Below are 16389 nucleotides of genomic sequence, written 5' to 3' on the forward strand. Positions count from 1 at the left end.
TGATTTTCGAAGAGTATGAATTTGCTGGGGCTGGTCTATGGTATGGCATTGACAATCCTGCTGAGGACATCAACTTATGTTTACTGAATTCAAGTCACTTTTTGTTGTAACACAAGCCTCAACAAACGTTGGAGTGACTTGAACACACTAAAACCTCCTAGAAAGACTTTCCAGGAGGTTTATTTTACTTGTTAACAGGCACTTCCAAGTTAGACTGGCCGAGGTCGACAGTGAGGTGATAATCGGTCTTATCTCGAACTGTGATTTCAAAGTCTGTGGTGTAAAGCACTAGGCGCAGGGTGTCGCCTTTTTTCATCTTATAGATGGTTGGTTGGAGTTCTAGCTCGATATCCATCCATTCATCAGGTGTAACCTCCTTGACTACTAGCAAATCATCTCGATTTTGCAGGTTGAGATAGCCTTTGGTGATGACTCGCTGTGCGGATGGGCTATATGGTAGCTCAAAGAGATTTTCCAGCATGTGGTAGCGACCGTTGTCTAGGGTGCGACCAGAGAGAACGGCTGGATAAGGTTGCAAGCGTTTGGCTTGTCCCCAGTCTAGGAGCTGAGCTGATAGCAAGCCCTTGTTGGTGCTAGATTTGATCCGTAGCGTTAGCTTGGCTTTACCGTTTAGGAAGAGCTCCTCCGAAAGTGCTAGGTCGATGGTGACTTGATTGACCTTGCCTTGGTAGAGCTCGGTGTTAAAGGTCTGGTAGCTCTTAGCAAAGCGGTCATAATCCTCGTCCTTGTACTGGTTTTGGATGGTTTGTTCGTCAGTGCCTAGTGGGAAGATTTGGCTGTTTGCTGCATTTCCAAAATCCTCCAAGTCTATCCAAGTTTGTGGGGCGACATTATCCTGCCAGATGATAGTTGGTAGAGTATAGTCAGATTGATGCCCCAGCAGTTTTTGACTGAGCAGGGTATTCATGCTCTCACGGAAGTCGATGGACTGCCAGTTGTTCATGTAAACGTGGGCGCCATTGTGAAAAAAGAGATGCTTTTTGAGGTCAGTAGGTAAAGCGTGGAACATATTGTAAACATGGAGTGGTTTAACGTTCCAGTCTTGTGAACCATGGGTGAAGACTACTTCAGCTTTTACTTTATGGGCATTGAGCAGGTAGTTGCGTTCCTGCCAGAACTGGTTGTAGTCACCAGATGTACGGTCTAATTTTTTCTTAACTTGGTCTAAGTCAGTTTGATGGCTAGCATTCCCTCGTAGGTAATCACCAGCTAGCAGGTTACGGGAGTAGGTCAGCTCTGCTAGTGAGTCAAAGTCCTCACCGGGATACCCTCCGGGGCTAGTGACGAGACCATTTTCACGGTAGTAGTTGTACCAGGAGGAGATACCAGCTTCAGCGATGATGACCTCCAAGCCATCTACACCTGTGGTTGCAAGTCCATTGGACATGGTTCCAAGGTAGGAGATGCCCGTGGTGGCAACTTTTCCGTTAGCCCAGTCAGCTTTGACTTGGCGTTTGCGGCTATGGTCGGTAAAAGCACGGCAACGACCATTGAGCCAGTCTATGACATTTTTATAAGCCTCGATTTGTTGGTAGTCACCGTTGGTCATGAGCCCTTGGGAATCCTTGGTTCCGACTCCAGATACGTAGAGATTGGCAAAGCCACGTGGTAGGAGGTAGTCGTTGAGGGTATAGCTGGCATTGATGTGGGTCAGGGTTTCCTCGGCTTGTTCGACGAGTTCTGCCACTCCTACAGGCTCTACCAAGCTAATCTGGGGCTCTGTCAGTTCAATGGTGTGGGCTGCTTTGACTTCTAAGTTTACATTCATATTGTAGAGTGCCTTGTCGCTTGCCTTGTCATTGGTTCCTTGGTGGTAGGGGCTGGCAGTCATAACTGCAGGGACAGGATCCGTGGTGCGTGGGCGGATAATGCTGACCTTGACCAGATCAGGCAGTCCGTCCTTGTCCGTATCGACCCGACTCTCCACATAGACCACCTCACGGATAAGATCGTGGGTGCTGAAAGTCGCTAGGCTCTTGCCGTTAAAGTAGTGGTAGACATTATCCTCAGGGATCAAGCCGTCACTGACTAACTGGTCAATAAGGGTATTGCCCTTTTTAGTGCGGGTGTTGAGCAGTTGGTAGAGGTTGTCGATGAGATTGCCAAAGGTGATGGGAAATCCAGTTTCCTTTCGGAATGCTTCTGTATCGTCAAAGTCCACAAAGTAGCTGAAACCAAGAAGTTGGAAGGCAATGGTGTAAAAAATATCCGCTGTCAGCTCGCGATCAGATGCAAAGAAAGTCAAGAGGTCTGTCTCTTTATCTGCCGCTAAGGTCGCAAGTGCATAGTCGGTATTTTGATAGGTGAAAAAGGTCTTGCGAACAAAGGTCTCTAACTTTTCCTTGTCTGTTTTTTTAGGGCAGATTGCAAATCCCAGTTCTTGAAGTTCTTTCAGCTGAATTTCTTGGGGTTGAGGGAGATAACTAAACTGATTAAAACGCATAACTTTTCTCTTTTCTGCTTTTTTTCAAAAAATGTCTTTACATTCTTCATTATATAAGATAAAATGATATTTGTCTAAAATTTTTATACTGAAGGAGTTACAGATGGATGTCACTTGGACTGTGAAATACATCACAGAGTTTATTGCGACTGCTTTGCTCATTATTTTGGGGAATGGTGCTGTTGCAAACGTTGATTTAAAGGGTACAAAAGGATTCCAAAGCGGTTGGTTAGTGATTGCTTTTGGTTACGGATTTGCCGTTATGATGCCAGCCTTGATGTTTGGTAATGTATCAGGAAACCACATCAACCCTGCCTTTACACTTGGACTTGCTGTTAGTGGTATGTTCCCATGGGAACATGTTGCAGCCTACATTGTTGCGCAGGTCTTGGGTGCCATGTTTGGTCAATTGGTTGTAGTAGGGGTTTACCTTCCTTACTTTAAAAAGACTACAAATGCCAATCACATCTTGGGTTCATTCTCAACGATTTCAGCAGTAGATACTGGTGAGAAAGAAAGCCGTGTAGCTTCTTATATCAATGGTTTTGCAAATGAATTTGCTGGTTCCTTCGTTCTTTTCTTTGGAGCACTTGCTTTAACAAAGAACTACTTCGGTGCAGAAGTTGGTAAATACGCTTTAGAACAAGGTTTTGATCCAACAACTATCCAAGGTAAGGTTTCAGTAGGACACTTTATCTTTTCAGGTCAAGGAATTGCTCACTTGGCGCTTGGTTTCTTAGTTGCAGCACTTGTTATCTCACTTGGTGGACCAACAGGTCCTGCTCTTAACCCAGCTCGTGACCTTGGACCACGTATTGTTCACTTCTTGCTTCCTAAGTCAGTTCTTGGCGAATCAAAAGGGGATTCAAAATGGTGGTATTCTTGGGTACCAGTTGTTGCTCCAATCCTTGCAGGAATCGTAGCAGTTGCTTTGTTCAAATTTATCTTTGGATAATAAAAAGAGAGAATACAAATTCTCTCTTTTTTGTTTTTTGAAAAGGTTATGAAAACCTGTTATACTGGCTTTTTTAGAAAAGCAAGGGAAGAGAAAAGGACAAATTTAGTATAAATTGCATACAATTGTTTGTCAAAACTCATTTTTTCCGATAGAATAGAGAGGTTGGAGGAAGATATGAATGTAAATGAGACGGCAATTCGCCTTGTCCCGACTTTAAAATGTAATAATCGAAAACGTAGCCTTGCTTTTTTTACGGAAAACCTAGGTATGACCTTGCTTCTAGAAGAGAGTGCTTGGTCGCTATTAGGGGATAAGAGTAAGTGTGAAAAGTTAACCCTTGAGGAGTCACCAGCTAACCGTACACGTCAGGTGAACGGACTCAAAAAACTAGCTAAACTAGTCCTAAAGGTGGCAAATCCAGAAGAGATAGAGAGTCTGTTGGCACGTGGAGCAAGTTACACTAAACTTTACCACGGAGAAGCTGGTTATGCTTTTGAAAGTCTGTCTCCAGAGGGAGATTGTATCTTGCTCCATGCAGAAGAGCAACTGGCGAATCTCGTAGAAGTGAATGCTGATAATTTTCACTTACAGGCGGATTTTACTGGTTTGACCACTTTTGAAGTGGAACAAGTTGTTCTCCATGTTCCTGATAAAACGGCTAGTCAAGCTTTTTATGATCAGTTTTTTGCAGGTTCAGATCAGCTTGCATTCGTCGAAGCAAGCGGAGCAGATTTGGAACTTCCTACTGAGGTGACTTGGGATCTTTCCCAGCTGAAGTTTGTTTTGCAGGACCTTGATGTAGCGGCTATAAAAGCTGTTTTGCCTCAAGCATTTGTTCCAAAAAATGAAAAGTTTGTCAGCGTCTTAGACCCAAGTAAAATTGAGTTATGGTTCGAAGCATGATGAAGAAGATAATCAAAAAAATTGACGAACAAATTGCAGCAGGCATCTATCCAGGTGCCTCTCTTGCTCTTTATTCAGACGGAGTGTGGCAAGAGCATTACCGAGGAGTAGAAGATCCTGAGAGAAATCATTCTGTTAGAGAAGGCTTGGTCTATGATTTAGCAAGTGTCTCAAAGGTTGTTGGTGTGGGAACAGTCGTGGCCTTCTTGATAGATAAGGGAAGGATGACGCTTGATCAGTCTTTACAGTCACTTTACCCTGACTTTTCAGCCCCCCAAGTGACTATCCGTCAGCTTTTAACGCATACATCCGGTCTTGATCCATTTATCCCAAACCGTGATCAGTTAGACGAGCAAGGTTTAAAAGCAGCCCTTAACCAACTAACAGTTCTTGAGGATAAAAGTTTTCGCTACACAGATGTCAATTTTCTTCTTTTAGGCTTTATGTTGGAGGAATTTTTTGGCCTGTCTTTAGATGAGATTTTTGAAAAATTGATTTTTCAACCTTGGAAGTTGACCAAGACTTCGTTTGGTCCTGTAACAGAGGCAGTTCCTACTGTTCGTGGAGTGAGGGCTGGACGTGTGCATGATCCTAAAGCCCAAGTTTTAGGGAAACATACAGGTAGTGCGGGACTCTTTTCAACTGTTCAGGATATGGAAAGCTTTTTAGAGCATTATTTGCAAGATGCCTTTGCCGAAAAACTGTCTAAAAACTACTCTCTTGAAGTTGGCAAGACACGCTCTTTAGCATGGAACATAGAGGGAGAGTGGCTAGATCATACAGGTTATACCGGTACTTTTCTTATGTACAATCGAAAACAACAACAAGCAGTCGTTTTTCTTTCTAACCGTACCTATGAAAAGGATGAACGAAGTCAGTGGATACAAGATCGAAATGAACTAATGCAACTGATAAAAAAGGAATTTTCCTTGGCATCTCCCCTTAGTTCATAAACAGCATTCAAAAACCTATCTTCTTTTGTAACTAGAAGGAGATAGGTTTTTTCTATACTAAAGCAAAAAGGGGGGAACTATTCGTGTAAATGCCTTATTCTCGCACTTCTTTTTGGGCATTCTTTCCTTGATCAAGTAAGGCTTGGATGATTTTTTGGTCTCTCAGTTTGACGGAATCATTGATAGTGGCTGCGGACTGGACAATAGCGGTTTCTAGTTGATTGCGTTTCTGTCTTCCTAGTTCAATGGCAGCAACAATCCCTTGGTTTTGAGCGACCAGACTTTCGGCCAATTTGGTGACAGATTCCACAGCAACTGTTGGACTTTGAGCAATTCGCTCCATCTGGGGAATGACTTCTTTACTGGTTTCTGCAAGCATCTGCAAAGCAGCGTTATTAGCATTGGTAATGGCGTCTGCTACCATACCTGACTTCATAGACTGTTGTAAAATCCCTAATTGAGCGATAGAGAGTTTCATCGTTGGGATGGTGTTGCGGCGGAGCATTCCAAGTTTCTGACGCATGTCTGAGGAAACCTTGACTAGATTTCTCATCTGTGGTGTAGTCGCCCAGGCGACATAAAGACGGCTGAGATACTCTGTATGTTGCTGTTCCAAGGTGTTAGCCACTTCAGTCATACGGGCTAACTCCTGTGATTTGATTTGGTAATCCACTGTTGCTGTATCAAGACTGGTAACTTCTTTTTGTAAAGTTACGGCACGATTGCTGGATTCAGCTTGGGTTGCTTCGATAAATGCGATAACCCCGACCAGATTTTCAATAGACTTAGTATTGTCCTCTATCAGCATTTCAGCCGAGACGATATTGCGCGCCAATAAATCTTCTTGTTTGACGACCGTTGCGGCCATTCCGTCTAATTTTTGTTCAACAGTTTGAGAGTCAAAATAGAACTCTTGCAGGGTGTTTTTACTTTGCTTAAAAAGGCGCTGCAAGAAGTTAGGTTTCTGCTCTAATTCTGCAATCTCTGCATCCTTGTACTTGGCAATAAAACCATTTAACTCACGGTTGGTATTTTTTAGTAGTTCATCAACTTGTGGGATTTCTAACTTTTTTTGTTCAGCTAAGATACGGTTAACGGTATTATTGACCCCTTCCACGGCCAACTGTCCAAAGTCAAGTAGGGCATTTTGGTCTGAGACAAAGTTGTCGACCAGTTGAGGAGCGCGTGCAGTGATGGCTTCTTGTTGATCTGGACTGAGTTTTTGTAAGAAAGTGAGTTTGTCATCGCCTTTTGTATTGGCTTCAATGATTTCAGTTGTTTTGTCTGTCTTACCAACAGCATTGCTTGCAATTTGATCGATGTCAAAATTAAATTCGCTCATTGTTTACTCCTTAAAAATCATCTTGAGGTTTCTTTTTATCAAAAATTCTTAGATTTACATCAAAATCGTGCATCTCAGCTTCATTGAGTTTGCGCAGTACTTCGTCTAAATCAAGGTCAAACTGAAAGATAGCTGCTCTTGCTTGATTCATCCGTTCTTCAGCGTTATAAAAATCTTTTGGGGAAGCCTTGATTGCTAAATATCCTTGTAAAATGTTTTGAAACCGTTCCATATCTCTCTCATGAATAGCCAAGAGTTCAGCTTGATCGCTGGATTTAGAAGTCTTGATTTTCTTGAGAATGGTTTCATGGTCGATGGAGATATTATCTAGCGTTTGGCTAAGTTCGGGGTCAAGAGTGCTAGACTCTCTTTGGAAGAAGCTATCAGATGTCGGAGCATCCAGTCGTTCTAGCTGGATTTTGATAGAAGCACGAGTAGAGCGAATTTTTTTGTCAATGCGATCATAAATACCTTCTTGTAAGTATTGTTTTAATCGATTGGCTTCCTTATGGATCGCATCTAACTCAATTAAGACTTGTTGGGCCAGTGTCCGGTAGGCTCCTTCTCCTTTTTTACCAAGAACCGTTTCCAATTGTCGGATGTCTCCATCTGCCTGAGCAATGCGGGCTTTTAGTAATTCAATTTGATCTGCCAAGGACTGATCACGTAACAGCGGATAACGAAGACGGCGGTAGAGATAATAACCGCCTCCGATAAGGGCACAGCCAATTGCAAGTGGGATAGCATATTCAATCAGAAGACCTAGTAAAAAAAGTCCTCCAAAGAAATAAAGACAGCCTTTTGAGGCATTACTTTTCATAGATTCACCTGAACTCTCTTTGATAATCTAAGTCTATTTTAGCATAAAACGCCTAAAAAAGATGTATTTCTCATTAAAATTTTTACTAGAATGAACGAAAGAGAAAGACGAACATTTACTAGAGAAATCTACTGTTTATCATTGAAAGAGAAACTAGGGGTGGATAGAACATCATTTTTCGTACAAAAACCAAATTTTGTCAGCTCATTCTTGAAATCTAGGACGATTTTTCTTATAATAAGTTGTAAGATGCTTTGCAGGTGAAATTCCTGCCATGTGTGAAAGAAAGGACGAGTCCTAGACTCAGACAAGATTATGACATCAGTTGTAGTAGTAGGTACCCAGTGGGGAGATGAAGGAAAAGGGAAGATTACAGACTTCCTCTCAGCAAATGCAGAAGTGATTGCCCGATATCAAGGGGGAGACAATGCTGGTCACACCATTGTGATTGATGGGAAAAAGTATAAATTACACTTAATTCCATCTGGTATTTTCTTTCCAGAGAAGATTTCTGTTATCGGAAACGGTATGGTTGTGAATCCAAAATCTCTGGTCAAAGAGTTGAACTACTTGCATGAAGAAGGGGTAACAACCGATAACTTGCGCATCTCAGACCGTGCCCATGTCATCTTGCCTTACCATATCGAACTTGATCGCTTGCAAGAAGAGGCAAAAGGGGATAACAAAATCGGAACAACTATCAAGGGAATCGGTCCTGCTTATATGGATAAGGCTGCGCGGGTCGGTATCCGTATCGCAGATCTACTTGATAAGGAGATCTTCCGTGAACGCCTAGAGCGCAATCTAGCTGAGAAAAATCGTTTCTTTGAAAAACTGTACGACAGTACTCCTATCCGATTTGAAGATATATTTGAAGAATACTATGCTTATGGTCAGCAGATTAAGCAATATGTGACAGATACTTCGGTAATTTTAAACGATGCCTTAGACAATGGCAAGCGAGTTCTTTTTGAGGGAGCTCAAGGGGTGATGTTGGATATTGACCAAGGAACTTATCCATTTGTTACGTCTTCAAATCCAGTCGCTGGAGGGGTTACGATTGGTTCTGGTGTCGGACCAAGTAAAATCAATAAAGTTGTTGGGGTATGTAAGGCCTATACAAGTCGTGTAGGAGATGGTCCTTTCCCTACTGAATTATTTGACGAAGTGGGTGATCGTATCCGTGAAGTTGGTCACGAGTATGGAACTACAACGGGACGTCCACGTCGTGTGGGCTGGTTTGATTCTGTTGTCATGCGCCATAGCCGTCGCGTATCAGGGATTACAAATCTTAGCTTAAACTCGATTGATGTCCTTTCAGGGCTTGATACAGTGAAAATCTGTGTAGCTTACGACTTGGATGGTGAGCGGATTGATTACTACCCAGCCAGCTTAGAACAACTCAAACGTTGTAAACCAATTTACGAAGAACTACCAGGTTGGGAAGAGGATATTACGGGCTGTCGTAGCTTAGAAGAGTTACCAGAAAATGCTCGTAACTATGTTCGTCGTGTTGGGGAATTGGTAGGGGTTCGTATTTCGACCTTCTCTGTAGGACCAGGACGGGAACAAACCAATATTTTAGAAAGTGTTTGGAGCTAGTTTGCTTTTTACTGGAATATCTGAAAAAGCAAGTCGTTTAAGTTAGGCTTAAGTTAGCTGGTTTATACTAAAATTACTTAAATGAAGACCTCCTAACTTTATTTAAGCACCTCAAAAAACATTTTTCATCATAATCTCCCAAAGTCACCCAATTCGGTGGCTTTTTTTATAGAAGAGATGTTATAATAGATTAATAAGGAGAGTAGATGGGTAACAGTTAAAAATTCACCTGCAAAAAGCAAGAAAAATCCTGATAATTGAGATGTTGAAAGTCTCAAGAAATTCGTGAGATATGCTACAAAAAATGGATACAGATGTAACGACTTATGATTCAATGAATTAGGCTACATAGATGATTAGATTGGAAATTATGAACTACACACAGGAAGAAAAAGAGTTTTTTATGCGAGAGGCTTTAAGAGAAGCAAAAATCGCACTCTCACACGAAGAAATCCCAATTGGTTGCGTTATTGTCAAAGACGGGAAGATCATTGGCCGAGGACACAATGCTCGTGAAGAATTGCAACGGGCAGTTATGCATGCGGAAATCATGGCGATAGAAAATGCCAACCGATGTGAAGAAAGCTGGCGTTTGCTCGATTGTACCCTTTTTGTGACGATTGAACCTTGTGTTATGTGTAGTGGAGCGATTGGGTTGGCTCGGATTCCTCAGGTGGTCTATGGAGCCAAAAATCAAAAATTTGGAGCAGCGGGAAGTCTCTATGATATTTTGACAGATCAACGTCTAAATCATAGAGTTCTAGTAGAAACAGGGATCCTAGAGGAAGATTGTGCTGGGATTATGCAGGAGTTTTTCAGAAATCGTAGAAAACAATAGTTTTCACTTTGCAAAATCTCAAAATATGGTATAATAGATATCGGAGCAACAGTTCTGCGTGAAGCGGGTCAGGGGAGGAATCCAGCAGCCCTAAGCGATTTGAATTGTGTGCTCTTTTTGTTGCCTTTAATTTAGTGAACTAGTGGAGTGAAACTAAATTTTAGGACAAAAGCTGGATCCTTAAAAAATGTCTTAGTGAACCGAGTCGTTTTGACGATAGGAAACTTAGGGACGTTGATACTGAGGAACAAAGTGCCGTGAGTACTACTCTTTAAGGGTGAATTCGTAGGATGAAATTAACCCTTGAAAAACATCTGAATGAATCAAATCACGACCGAAGCAAATGAACTTATATAGATTAGTGTAGTTTGAACGATAAAAAATGATGACCAAATAAGAAAGAATTGAGAAAACATTGCTCTAAGGTAGGCATTTTATTAAGAAAGGGATGATCAAATCGCTTTTTAGATTAATGAGCAGATAATATTAATAATGCAATTTTATGTAAGTAGATGAAAATCTGAGAAATAGATAAAAAAACTTGAAAAAAATAGAAGTAAGCGTTATTATAGAAAGAGTAATAATTGGAGGAAAAACATGACACATATTCAATTTGATTATTCAAAAGTATTAGACAAATTTGTTGCCCCACATGAAGTGGAATACATGCAAGCACAAGTTACAGCAGCAGACGAATTGATCCGTAAAGGAACTGGTGCTGGTAGCGACTTCTTGGGTTGGTTAGACCTTCCTGAAAACTATGACCGTGAAGAATTTGACCGCATCTTGAAAGCTGCTGAGCAAATCAAAGCAGACAGCGATGTTTTGGTGGTGATCGGTATCGGTGGATCTTACCTTGGTGCTAAAGCAGCTATTGACTTCTTGAACCACCACTTTGCTAACTTGCAAACAAAAGAAGAACGCAAAGCTCCACAAATCCTTTATGCTGGAAACTCCATCTCATCTACTTACCTTGCTGATTTGGTAGAATATGTAGCTGACAAAGACTTTTCTGTAAACGTAATTTCTAAATCAGGTACAACAACTGAACCAGCCATCGCTTTCCGTGTCTTCAAAGAACTCTTGGTGAAGAAATACGGTCAAGAAGAAGCTAACAAACGGATTTATGCAACCACTGACCGCCAAAAAGGTGCTGTGAAGGTTGAAGCAGACGCTAACGGTTGGGAAACATTTGTGGTTCCAGATGATATCGGTGGTCGTTTCTCAGTATTGACAGCAGTTGGTTTGCTTCCAATCGCTGCATCAGGTGCGGACATCCAAGGCCTTATGGAAGGGGCCAATGCTGCGCGTAAAGATTTGACGTCAGATAAAATCTCTGAAAATATTGCTTACCAGTACGCAGCTGTTCGTAACATTCTTTACCGCAAAGGCTATGCGACTGAAATCTTGGTAAACTACGAACCATCTCTACAATACTTCTCAGAATGGTGGAAACAATTGGCTGGTGAGTCAGAAGGGAAAGACCAGAAAGGTATTTACCCAACTTCAGCTAACTTCTCAACGGATTTGCACTCCTTGGGACAATTTATCCAAGAAGGCGCTCGTATCCTCTTTGAAACAGTTGTCCGTGTTGACAAACCACGTAAAAACGTGATTATCCCTACTTTGGAAGAAGATCTTGACGGGCTTGGTTACCTCCAAGGAAAAGACGTTGACTTCGTGAACAAAAAAGCAACTGACGGTGTCCTTCTTGCTCACACAGACGGTGACGTGCCAAACATGTACGTAACTCTTCCTGAGCAAGATGCCTTCACTCTTGGATACACTATCTACTTCTTCGAATTGGCTATCGCCCTTTCAGGTTACTTGAATGCCATCAACCCATTTGACCAACCAGGTGTTGAAGCCTACAAACGCAACATGTTTGCCCTACTTGGAAAACCAGGATTTGAAGATTTGAGTAAAGAGTTGAACGCTCGTTTGTAATTAAAATACGAATAATTGGTATACGACTATAGTGATAGTGCAGTTGGGCTTATCCTTGGTTGGAGAGATTCAAATATGAAAAGGGAAAGAAAGTAGTTGACTGCTTTCTTTTCTTTTTGTTACAATAGTTTTATGAATGAAATTGTAGAAAAAGCACCGGCAAAGATTAATCTTGGGCTCGATGTCGTTGCTCGACGTGAGGATGGGTTTCATGAGCTAGCTATGGTTATGGTCAATGTTGATTTAAGCGATTATATCACAGTGACAGCTCGTAAGGATAATCAAATCGTCCTGGAGTGCTTAGCAGGGAAAATCCCACTTAACGGGAAAAACCATGTATATAAAGCAGTACAGGCTTTGAGACAGCATGCCAAGATTCAGTTTGGGGTTAGTATCAAGATCGAAAAAAATATTCCAGTTTCTGCAGGAATGGCTGGTGGATCAAGTGATGCAGCAGCGACTCTCCGAGCGCTTAACCAGCTTTGGAAGTTAGATTATAGTTTGGAAAAATTAGCTGAGATAGGATTAGAAGTGGGTTCGGATGTTCCTTATTGCATCTATGGAGGAACTGCTTATGTGTCGGGGCGTGGAGAACAGGTAGAGGGAATTACTCCTGCACCGAAACGTTGGTTGGTCATTGTAAAGCCTCATTTAGGGGTTTCTACTGGGACGATCTTTAAAGAAGTAGATATCGCAACTGTCCGTCATGTCAATGTCGCAGGTATCCGTCAAGCCATCGAAGATGGCAATTACGAGGAAATGTTGACTCACATGGGGAACTCGCTCGAGGACATTACTATCGCTCGTCGTCCAGAAATTCAGAAGATTAAAACTTGCCTTAGGAAGGCGGGTGCAGATATTGCTTTGATGAGTGGTAGTGGTCCATCTGTCTTTGCTCTATGTAAGTCGGAAAAAGTAGCAAATCGAGTGTTAAACAGTGCAAAAGGCTTTTGTAAGGAAGTTTATAAGGTAAGAATGTTGTAAAAAGAATGAAAAAATATGAAAAATGGAATCAAAAGCTTGACTCTATTTTTCTTTGTGGTATAATTAACCAGTAAAACTTTAACCGGTTAAATAGAAAGAGGCAGTCATGACAAATTTAGCGCTTGAAATTGATGAATTTTTGAATGAAGTGATTTTGCGTTCAGAAAATCAGCATGAGATTTTGATAGGATCTTGCACCAGTCAAGCACCTTTGACCAATACGCAGGAGCATATTCTCATGTTGCTTTCTGGAGAAGCTTTAACCAATACTGATTTGGCAAAACGATTAAATGTCAGTCAGGCTGCGGTGACAAAGGCGATTAAGTCGCTTCTAAATAAGGACATGTTGGAATCCTTTAAAGATGAAAAAGATGGTCGTGTGAGTTTCTATCGTTTGACAGAACTTGGTAAACCAGTAGCTCAAGAACACCAACATCATCATCGCCATACTTTGGAAGCTTATAAACGCTTGGTGGATACCTATACGCCAAGAGAGCAGGACTTGATTGCTCACTTTCTAAAAGATTTGATAAAGGAAATCGGAGCATGAGATATATTACGGTGGAAAATCTGGCCTTTCACTATGATAAGGAGCCAGTTTTAGAAGACATCCACTATCATTTAGATAGTGGAGAGTTTGTGACCTTGACTGGAGAGAATGGAGCAGCAAAAACTACTTTAATCAAAGCAAGTTTGGGGATATTGACGCCAAAGGTTGGGAAGGTCACCTTATCACCTACTAATACGCAAGGAAAGAAGTTACGCATTGCCTATCTTCCTCAACAAATCGCCAGTTTTAATGCTGGATTTCCTAGTACAGTTTATGAGTTTGTTAAGTCGGGACGTTATCCACGAAAAGGTTGGTTTCGGCGTCTAACAGCTCATGATGAAGAGCATATTCGTGCGAGTTTAGAGTCAGTAGGAATGTGGGAACATCGTCATAGTCGAATTGGTTCTTTATCAGGTGGGCAAAAGCAGCGAGCTGTTATTGGGCGCCTGTTTGCCTCTGATCCAGATATCTTTGTCTTAGACGAACCAACAACAGGGATGGATGCGGGGACGAAGGAGGAGTTTTATAAATTGATGCACCATAATGTGCATCAGCATGGAAAAGCTATTCTCATGATAACACACGACCCAGACGAGGTTAAAAAATATGCGGATCGCAATATTCATCTAGTGAGAAATCAAGATTCTCCGTGGCGATGCTTTAATATACACAGTCGAGAGGGGGAGACGCATGTTTAATCTATTTTCATATGATTTTATGCAAAGAGCCTTTTTGGCGGTTATTGCGATGAGTCTCTTTTCCCCTGTTTTAGGCACTTTTCTTATTCTAAGACGTCAGAGTCTGATGAGTGATACTTTGAGCCACGTTTCTCTTTCTGGAGTTGCTTTTGGGCTTGTTTTAGGGGTTTTGCCGACACTTTCTACGATGGTTGTTGTTGTGATTGCAGCTATTTTTTTGGAATATTTACGAACGATTTATAAGGATTTTATGGAAATTGGGACAGCTATTCTCATGTCAACTGGGCTCGCCATCTCTCTCATTGTCATGAGCAAGGGAGGTTCATCTAGTTCCATGAGTTTAGACCAGTATTTATTTGGTTCAATCGTGACAATCAGTAGTGAACAAGTGGCCTTTCTTTTTGCGATTGCTCTGACAGTTTTAGTCTTGACTTTCCTTTTTATTCGGCCAATGTATATCTTGACGTTTGATGAGGATACAGCTTTTGTTGATGGACTTCCTGTGCGACTGATGTCAATCCTATTTAATATTGTGACAGGTCTTGCTATTGCGCTTATGATACCGGCTGCAGGTGCTCTTCTTGTTTCAACCATTATGGTATTGCCAGCCAGTATTGCACTTCGGATTGGGAGAAACTTTAGGTCAGTCATCCTTATCGCCAGTTTGATTGGTTTTTTGGGTATGGTTGCAGGCCTTTATATTTCTTACTATGCTGAAACACCAGCTAGTGCCAGTATTACATTAATCTTTGTGACGGTCTTTTTACTAGTTAATCTAATCAATAAATTACGAAAATAGGAGAAAATTATGAAAAAAATTGGACTCATTATTATAGGATTACTGACTAGCGCCCTTGTGGCTTGTTCAAATCAAGCAACTACAAATGGTAAGTTAAATATTGTAACAACCTTTTACCCTGTTTATGAATTTACAAAGCAAGTGGCGGGAGATGAGGCAAATGTGAATCTTCTTATCGGAGCAGGAACAGAAGTGCATGATTATGAACCCTCTGCCAAAGCTGTTGCGACGATTCAAGATGCGGATAGCTTTGTCTACGAAAATGAAAATATGGAAACTTGGGTTCCTAATTTACTGAAAACTCTTGATACGAAGAAGGTTAAGGTCGTAAAAGCTACCGGAGATATGCTCCTTCTACCTGGAGGAGAAGAGGAAGAAGGACATGACCATAGTGGCGAGGACCATCATCATGAGTATGACCCTCATGTTTGGTTGTCTCCTCAGCGAGCTATAAAAATGGTAGAGACAATTCGAGATAGTCTCAGTGCCAACTATCCTGAAAAAAAATCTACTTTTGAAAAAAATGCTGAGGCTTACATTCAAAAATTACAAGCTTTAGATCAGACCTATTCAGAAAGTTTGAAAAATGCTAAACAAAAGACTTTTGTAACCCAGCATGCGGCCTTTCGTTATCTTGCTTTGGATTATGGCTTGACACAAGTTTCAGTATCTGGTTTGTCACCAGATGCGGAACCTTCTGCAGCCCGTTTAGCAGAACTAACAGAGTATATTAAGGCAAACAATATCAAGTATATCTACTTTGAAGAAAATGCTTCACAAGCTTTGGCAGCAACTCTTTCCAAGGAAACGGGTGTCAAACTAGATGTATTAAATCCTCTTGAAAGTCTAACTGATCAGCAAACAAAGGATGGAGCGGACTATATCTCTGTGATGGAATCTAACTTGAAAGCTTTAGATCAGACAACGAATCAAGAAGGAAGTGCTATCCAACCTGAAAAAGTAGAAGATACTAAGACAGTAGCAAATGGTTACTTTGAGGATGCTGCAATTAAAGACAGAACCTTGTCAGACTATGCAGGAAATTGGCAGTCTGTCTATCCTTACCTAGAAGATGGGACTCTAGATCAAGTTTTCGATTACAAAGCAAAACTCAAAGGAGACAAGACAGCTGCTGAATACAAGGCTTATTATGATGCTGGCTATAAGACTGATGTGTCTCAAATCAATATTACAGATACGACGATGACCTTTATCGTGAATGGTGAAAAAAAGACCTATACTTATAAATATGCTGGCAAACATACCCTAACTTATTCGAAGGGAAATCGTGGTGTTCGCTATCTTTTTGAAGCAACAGATGCAGATGCAGGACAATTTAAGTATGTGCAATTTAGTGATCACAATATTGCTCCAGTAAAAACAGGACATTTCCATATTTTCTTTGGAGGGGAAAGTCAGGAGAAACTCTATGAAGAGTTGGAAAACTGGCCAACCTATTATCCTGAAAGTTTGTCAGGACAAGAAATTGCTCAAGAAATGTTGGCACACTAAAAAGAGGCTGTTAGATAAT

14 protein-coding genes and 1 other RNA gene are annotated in these 16389 nt (G+C 41.3%); 12 read left to right on the forward strand and 3 right to left on the reverse strand.

Annotated features, from left to right (window positions below; all coding sequences use genetic code 11):
- Window positions 1-184 precede the first annotated feature (184 nt).
- On the reverse strand, window positions 185-2464 hold the full coding sequence (locus tag STRDD10_RS08275; RefSeq protein WP_067194939.1) for a Xaa-Pro dipeptidyl-peptidase: 2280 nt from the start codon (window positions 2462-2464) through the stop codon (window positions 185-187).
- A 103-nt stretch (window positions 2465-2567) separates the two neighbouring features.
- On the opposite strand from STRDD10_RS08275, the gene gla reads away from it, so the two are divergent.
- The 3 genes from gla (at window position 2568) to STRDD10_RS08290 (ending at window position 5278) form a co-directional block, all read left to right on the forward strand.
- Window positions 2568-3419, forward strand: a complete 852-nt coding sequence (gene gla / locus STRDD10_RS08280) for an aquaglyceroporin Gla (RefSeq protein WP_067194942.1) — start codon at window positions 2568-2570, stop codon at window positions 3417-3419.
- 177 nt (window positions 3420-3596) lie between these two features.
- The gene (locus STRDD10_RS08285; RefSeq protein WP_067194944.1) at window positions 3597-4325 is read left to right on the forward strand and encodes a CppA N-terminal domain-containing protein; all 729 of its coding nucleotides are present in this window, start codon (window positions 3597-3599) and stop codon (window positions 4323-4325) included.
- Window positions 4322-5278, forward strand: coding sequence for a serine hydrolase domain-containing protein (locus tag STRDD10_RS08290; RefSeq protein WP_067195000.1), 957 nt, complete (start codon window positions 4322-4324; stop codon window positions 5276-5278). The genes STRDD10_RS08285 and STRDD10_RS08290 overlap by 4 nt, the downstream gene beginning before the upstream one ends.
- Before the next feature lie 94 nt (window positions 5279-5372).
- Here the strand turns inward: STRDD10_RS08290 and STRDD10_RS08295 are convergent, their stop codons facing one another.
- Both STRDD10_RS08295 and STRDD10_RS08300 read right to left on the reverse strand, forming a co-directional pair.
- Window positions 5373-6620, reverse strand: a complete 1248-nt coding sequence (locus tag STRDD10_RS08295) for a toxic anion resistance protein (RefSeq protein ID WP_067194948.1) — start codon at window positions 6618-6620, stop codon at window positions 5373-5375.
- A 10-nt stretch (window positions 6621-6630) separates the two neighbouring features.
- Complete coding sequence (locus tag STRDD10_RS08300) at window positions 6631-7440, reverse strand: hypothetical protein (protein ID WP_067194949.1); 810 nt, start codon at window positions 7438-7440, stop codon at window positions 6631-6633.
- A 315-nt stretch (window positions 7441-7755) separates the two neighbouring features.
- Here STRDD10_RS08300 and STRDD10_RS08305 point away from each other — a divergent pair, with 315 nt between their 5' ends.
- From STRDD10_RS08305 to STRDD10_RS08345, 9 genes are all read left to right on the forward strand, one after another.
- A complete protein-coding gene (locus STRDD10_RS08305; protein WP_067194951.1) occupies window positions 7756-9042 on the forward strand; it encodes an adenylosuccinate synthase in 1287 nt (428 codons plus the stop codon).
- Between the two features lie 370 nt (window positions 9043-9412).
- On the forward strand, window positions 9413-9880 hold the full coding sequence (gene tadA / locus STRDD10_RS08310) for a tRNA adenosine(34) deaminase TadA (protein WP_067194953.1): 468 nt from the start codon (window positions 9413-9415) through the stop codon (window positions 9878-9880).
- Between the two features lie 32 nt (window positions 9881-9912).
- Window positions 9913-10012, forward strand: an RNA gene (gene ffs, locus STRDD10_RS08315) — signal recognition particle sRNA small type.
- Between the two features lie 465 nt (window positions 10013-10477).
- Window positions 10478-11827 (forward strand): glucose-6-phosphate isomerase, encoded by a 1350-nt coding sequence (locus STRDD10_RS08320; protein WP_067194954.1) that lies wholly within the window; start codon window positions 10478-10480, stop codon window positions 11825-11827.
- Between the two features lie 132 nt (window positions 11828-11959).
- Window positions 11960-12811, forward strand: a complete 852-nt coding sequence (gene ispE, locus STRDD10_RS08325; protein WP_067195002.1) for a 4-(cytidine 5'-diphospho)-2-C-methyl-D-erythritol kinase — start codon at window positions 11960-11962, stop codon at window positions 12809-12811.
- Window positions 12812-12917: 106 nt separating this feature from the next.
- Complete coding sequence (locus tag STRDD10_RS08330; RefSeq protein ID WP_067194956.1) at window positions 12918-13361, forward strand: zinc-dependent MarR family transcriptional regulator; 444 nt, start codon at window positions 12918-12920, stop codon at window positions 13359-13361.
- Window positions 13358-14059 carry a metal ABC transporter ATP-binding protein gene (locus tag STRDD10_RS08335; protein WP_067194958.1) on the forward strand — a complete coding sequence of 234 codons (702 nt, stop codon included), beginning with the start codon at window positions 13358-13360 and terminating at the stop codon, window positions 14057-14059. Before STRDD10_RS08330 ends, STRDD10_RS08335 begins: the two co-directional genes overlap by 4 nt.
- A complete protein-coding gene (locus tag STRDD10_RS08340) occupies window positions 14052-14858 on the forward strand; it encodes a metal ABC transporter permease (RefSeq protein WP_067194961.1) in 807 nt (268 codons plus the stop codon). The genes STRDD10_RS08335 and STRDD10_RS08340 overlap by 8 nt, the downstream gene beginning before the upstream one ends.
- Window positions 14859-14867: 9 nt before the next feature.
- Window positions 14868-16370: a metal ABC transporter solute-binding protein, Zn/Mn family gene (locus tag STRDD10_RS08345; RefSeq protein ID WP_067194964.1), complete on the forward strand. Its 1503-nt coding sequence runs from the start codon at window positions 14868-14870 to the stop codon at window positions 16368-16370.
- Window positions 16371-16389: the final 19 nt, after the last annotated feature.

The sequence above is a fragment of the Streptococcus sp. DD10 genome (assembly GCF_001578805.1).
In the GTDB taxonomy this organism is placed as follows: Bacteria; Bacillota; Bacilli; order Lactobacillales; family Streptococcaceae; genus Streptococcus.

Coding starts and splice junctions, on each gene's coding strand:
- STRDD10_RS08275 (WP_067194939.1), bottom strand. CDS start 2,464: ATGCGTTTTAATCAGTTTAGTTATCTCCCTCAACCCCAAGAAATTCAG.
- gla (WP_067194942.1), top strand. CDS start 2,568: ATGGATGTCACTTGGACTGTGAAATACATCACAGAGTTTATTGCGACT.
- STRDD10_RS08285 (WP_067194944.1), top strand. CDS start 3,597: ATGAATGTAAATGAGACGGCAATTCGCCTTGTCCCGACTTTAAAATGT.
- STRDD10_RS08290 (WP_067195000.1), top strand. CDS start 4,322: ATGATGAAGAAGATAATCAAAAAAATTGACGAACAAATTGCAGCAGGC.
- STRDD10_RS08295 (WP_067194948.1), bottom strand. CDS start 6,620: ATGAGCGAATTTAATTTTGACATCGATCAAATTGCAAGCAATGCTGTT.
- STRDD10_RS08300 (WP_067194949.1), bottom strand. CDS start 7,440: ATGAAAAGTAATGCCTCAAAAGGCTGTCTTTATTTCTTTGGAGGACTT.
- STRDD10_RS08305 (WP_067194951.1), top strand. CDS start 7,756: ATGACATCAGTTGTAGTAGTAGGTACCCAGTGGGGAGATGAAGGAAAA.
- tadA (WP_067194953.1), top strand. CDS start 9,413: ATGAACTACACACAGGAAGAAAAAGAGTTTTTTATGCGAGAGGCTTTA.
- STRDD10_RS08320 (WP_067194954.1), top strand. CDS start 10,478: ATGACACATATTCAATTTGATTATTCAAAAGTATTAGACAAATTTGTT.
- ispE (WP_067195002.1), top strand. CDS start 11,960: ATGAATGAAATTGTAGAAAAAGCACCGGCAAAGATTAATCTTGGGCTC.
- STRDD10_RS08330 (WP_067194956.1), top strand. CDS start 12,918: ATGACAAATTTAGCGCTTGAAATTGATGAATTTTTGAATGAAGTGATT.
- STRDD10_RS08335 (WP_067194958.1), top strand. CDS start 13,358: ATGAGATATATTACGGTGGAAAATCTGGCCTTTCACTATGATAAGGAG.
- STRDD10_RS08340 (WP_067194961.1), top strand. CDS start 14,052: ATGTTTAATCTATTTTCATATGATTTTATGCAAAGAGCCTTTTTGGCG.
- STRDD10_RS08345 (WP_067194964.1), top strand. CDS start 14,868: ATGAAAAAAATTGGACTCATTATTATAGGATTACTGACTAGCGCCCTT.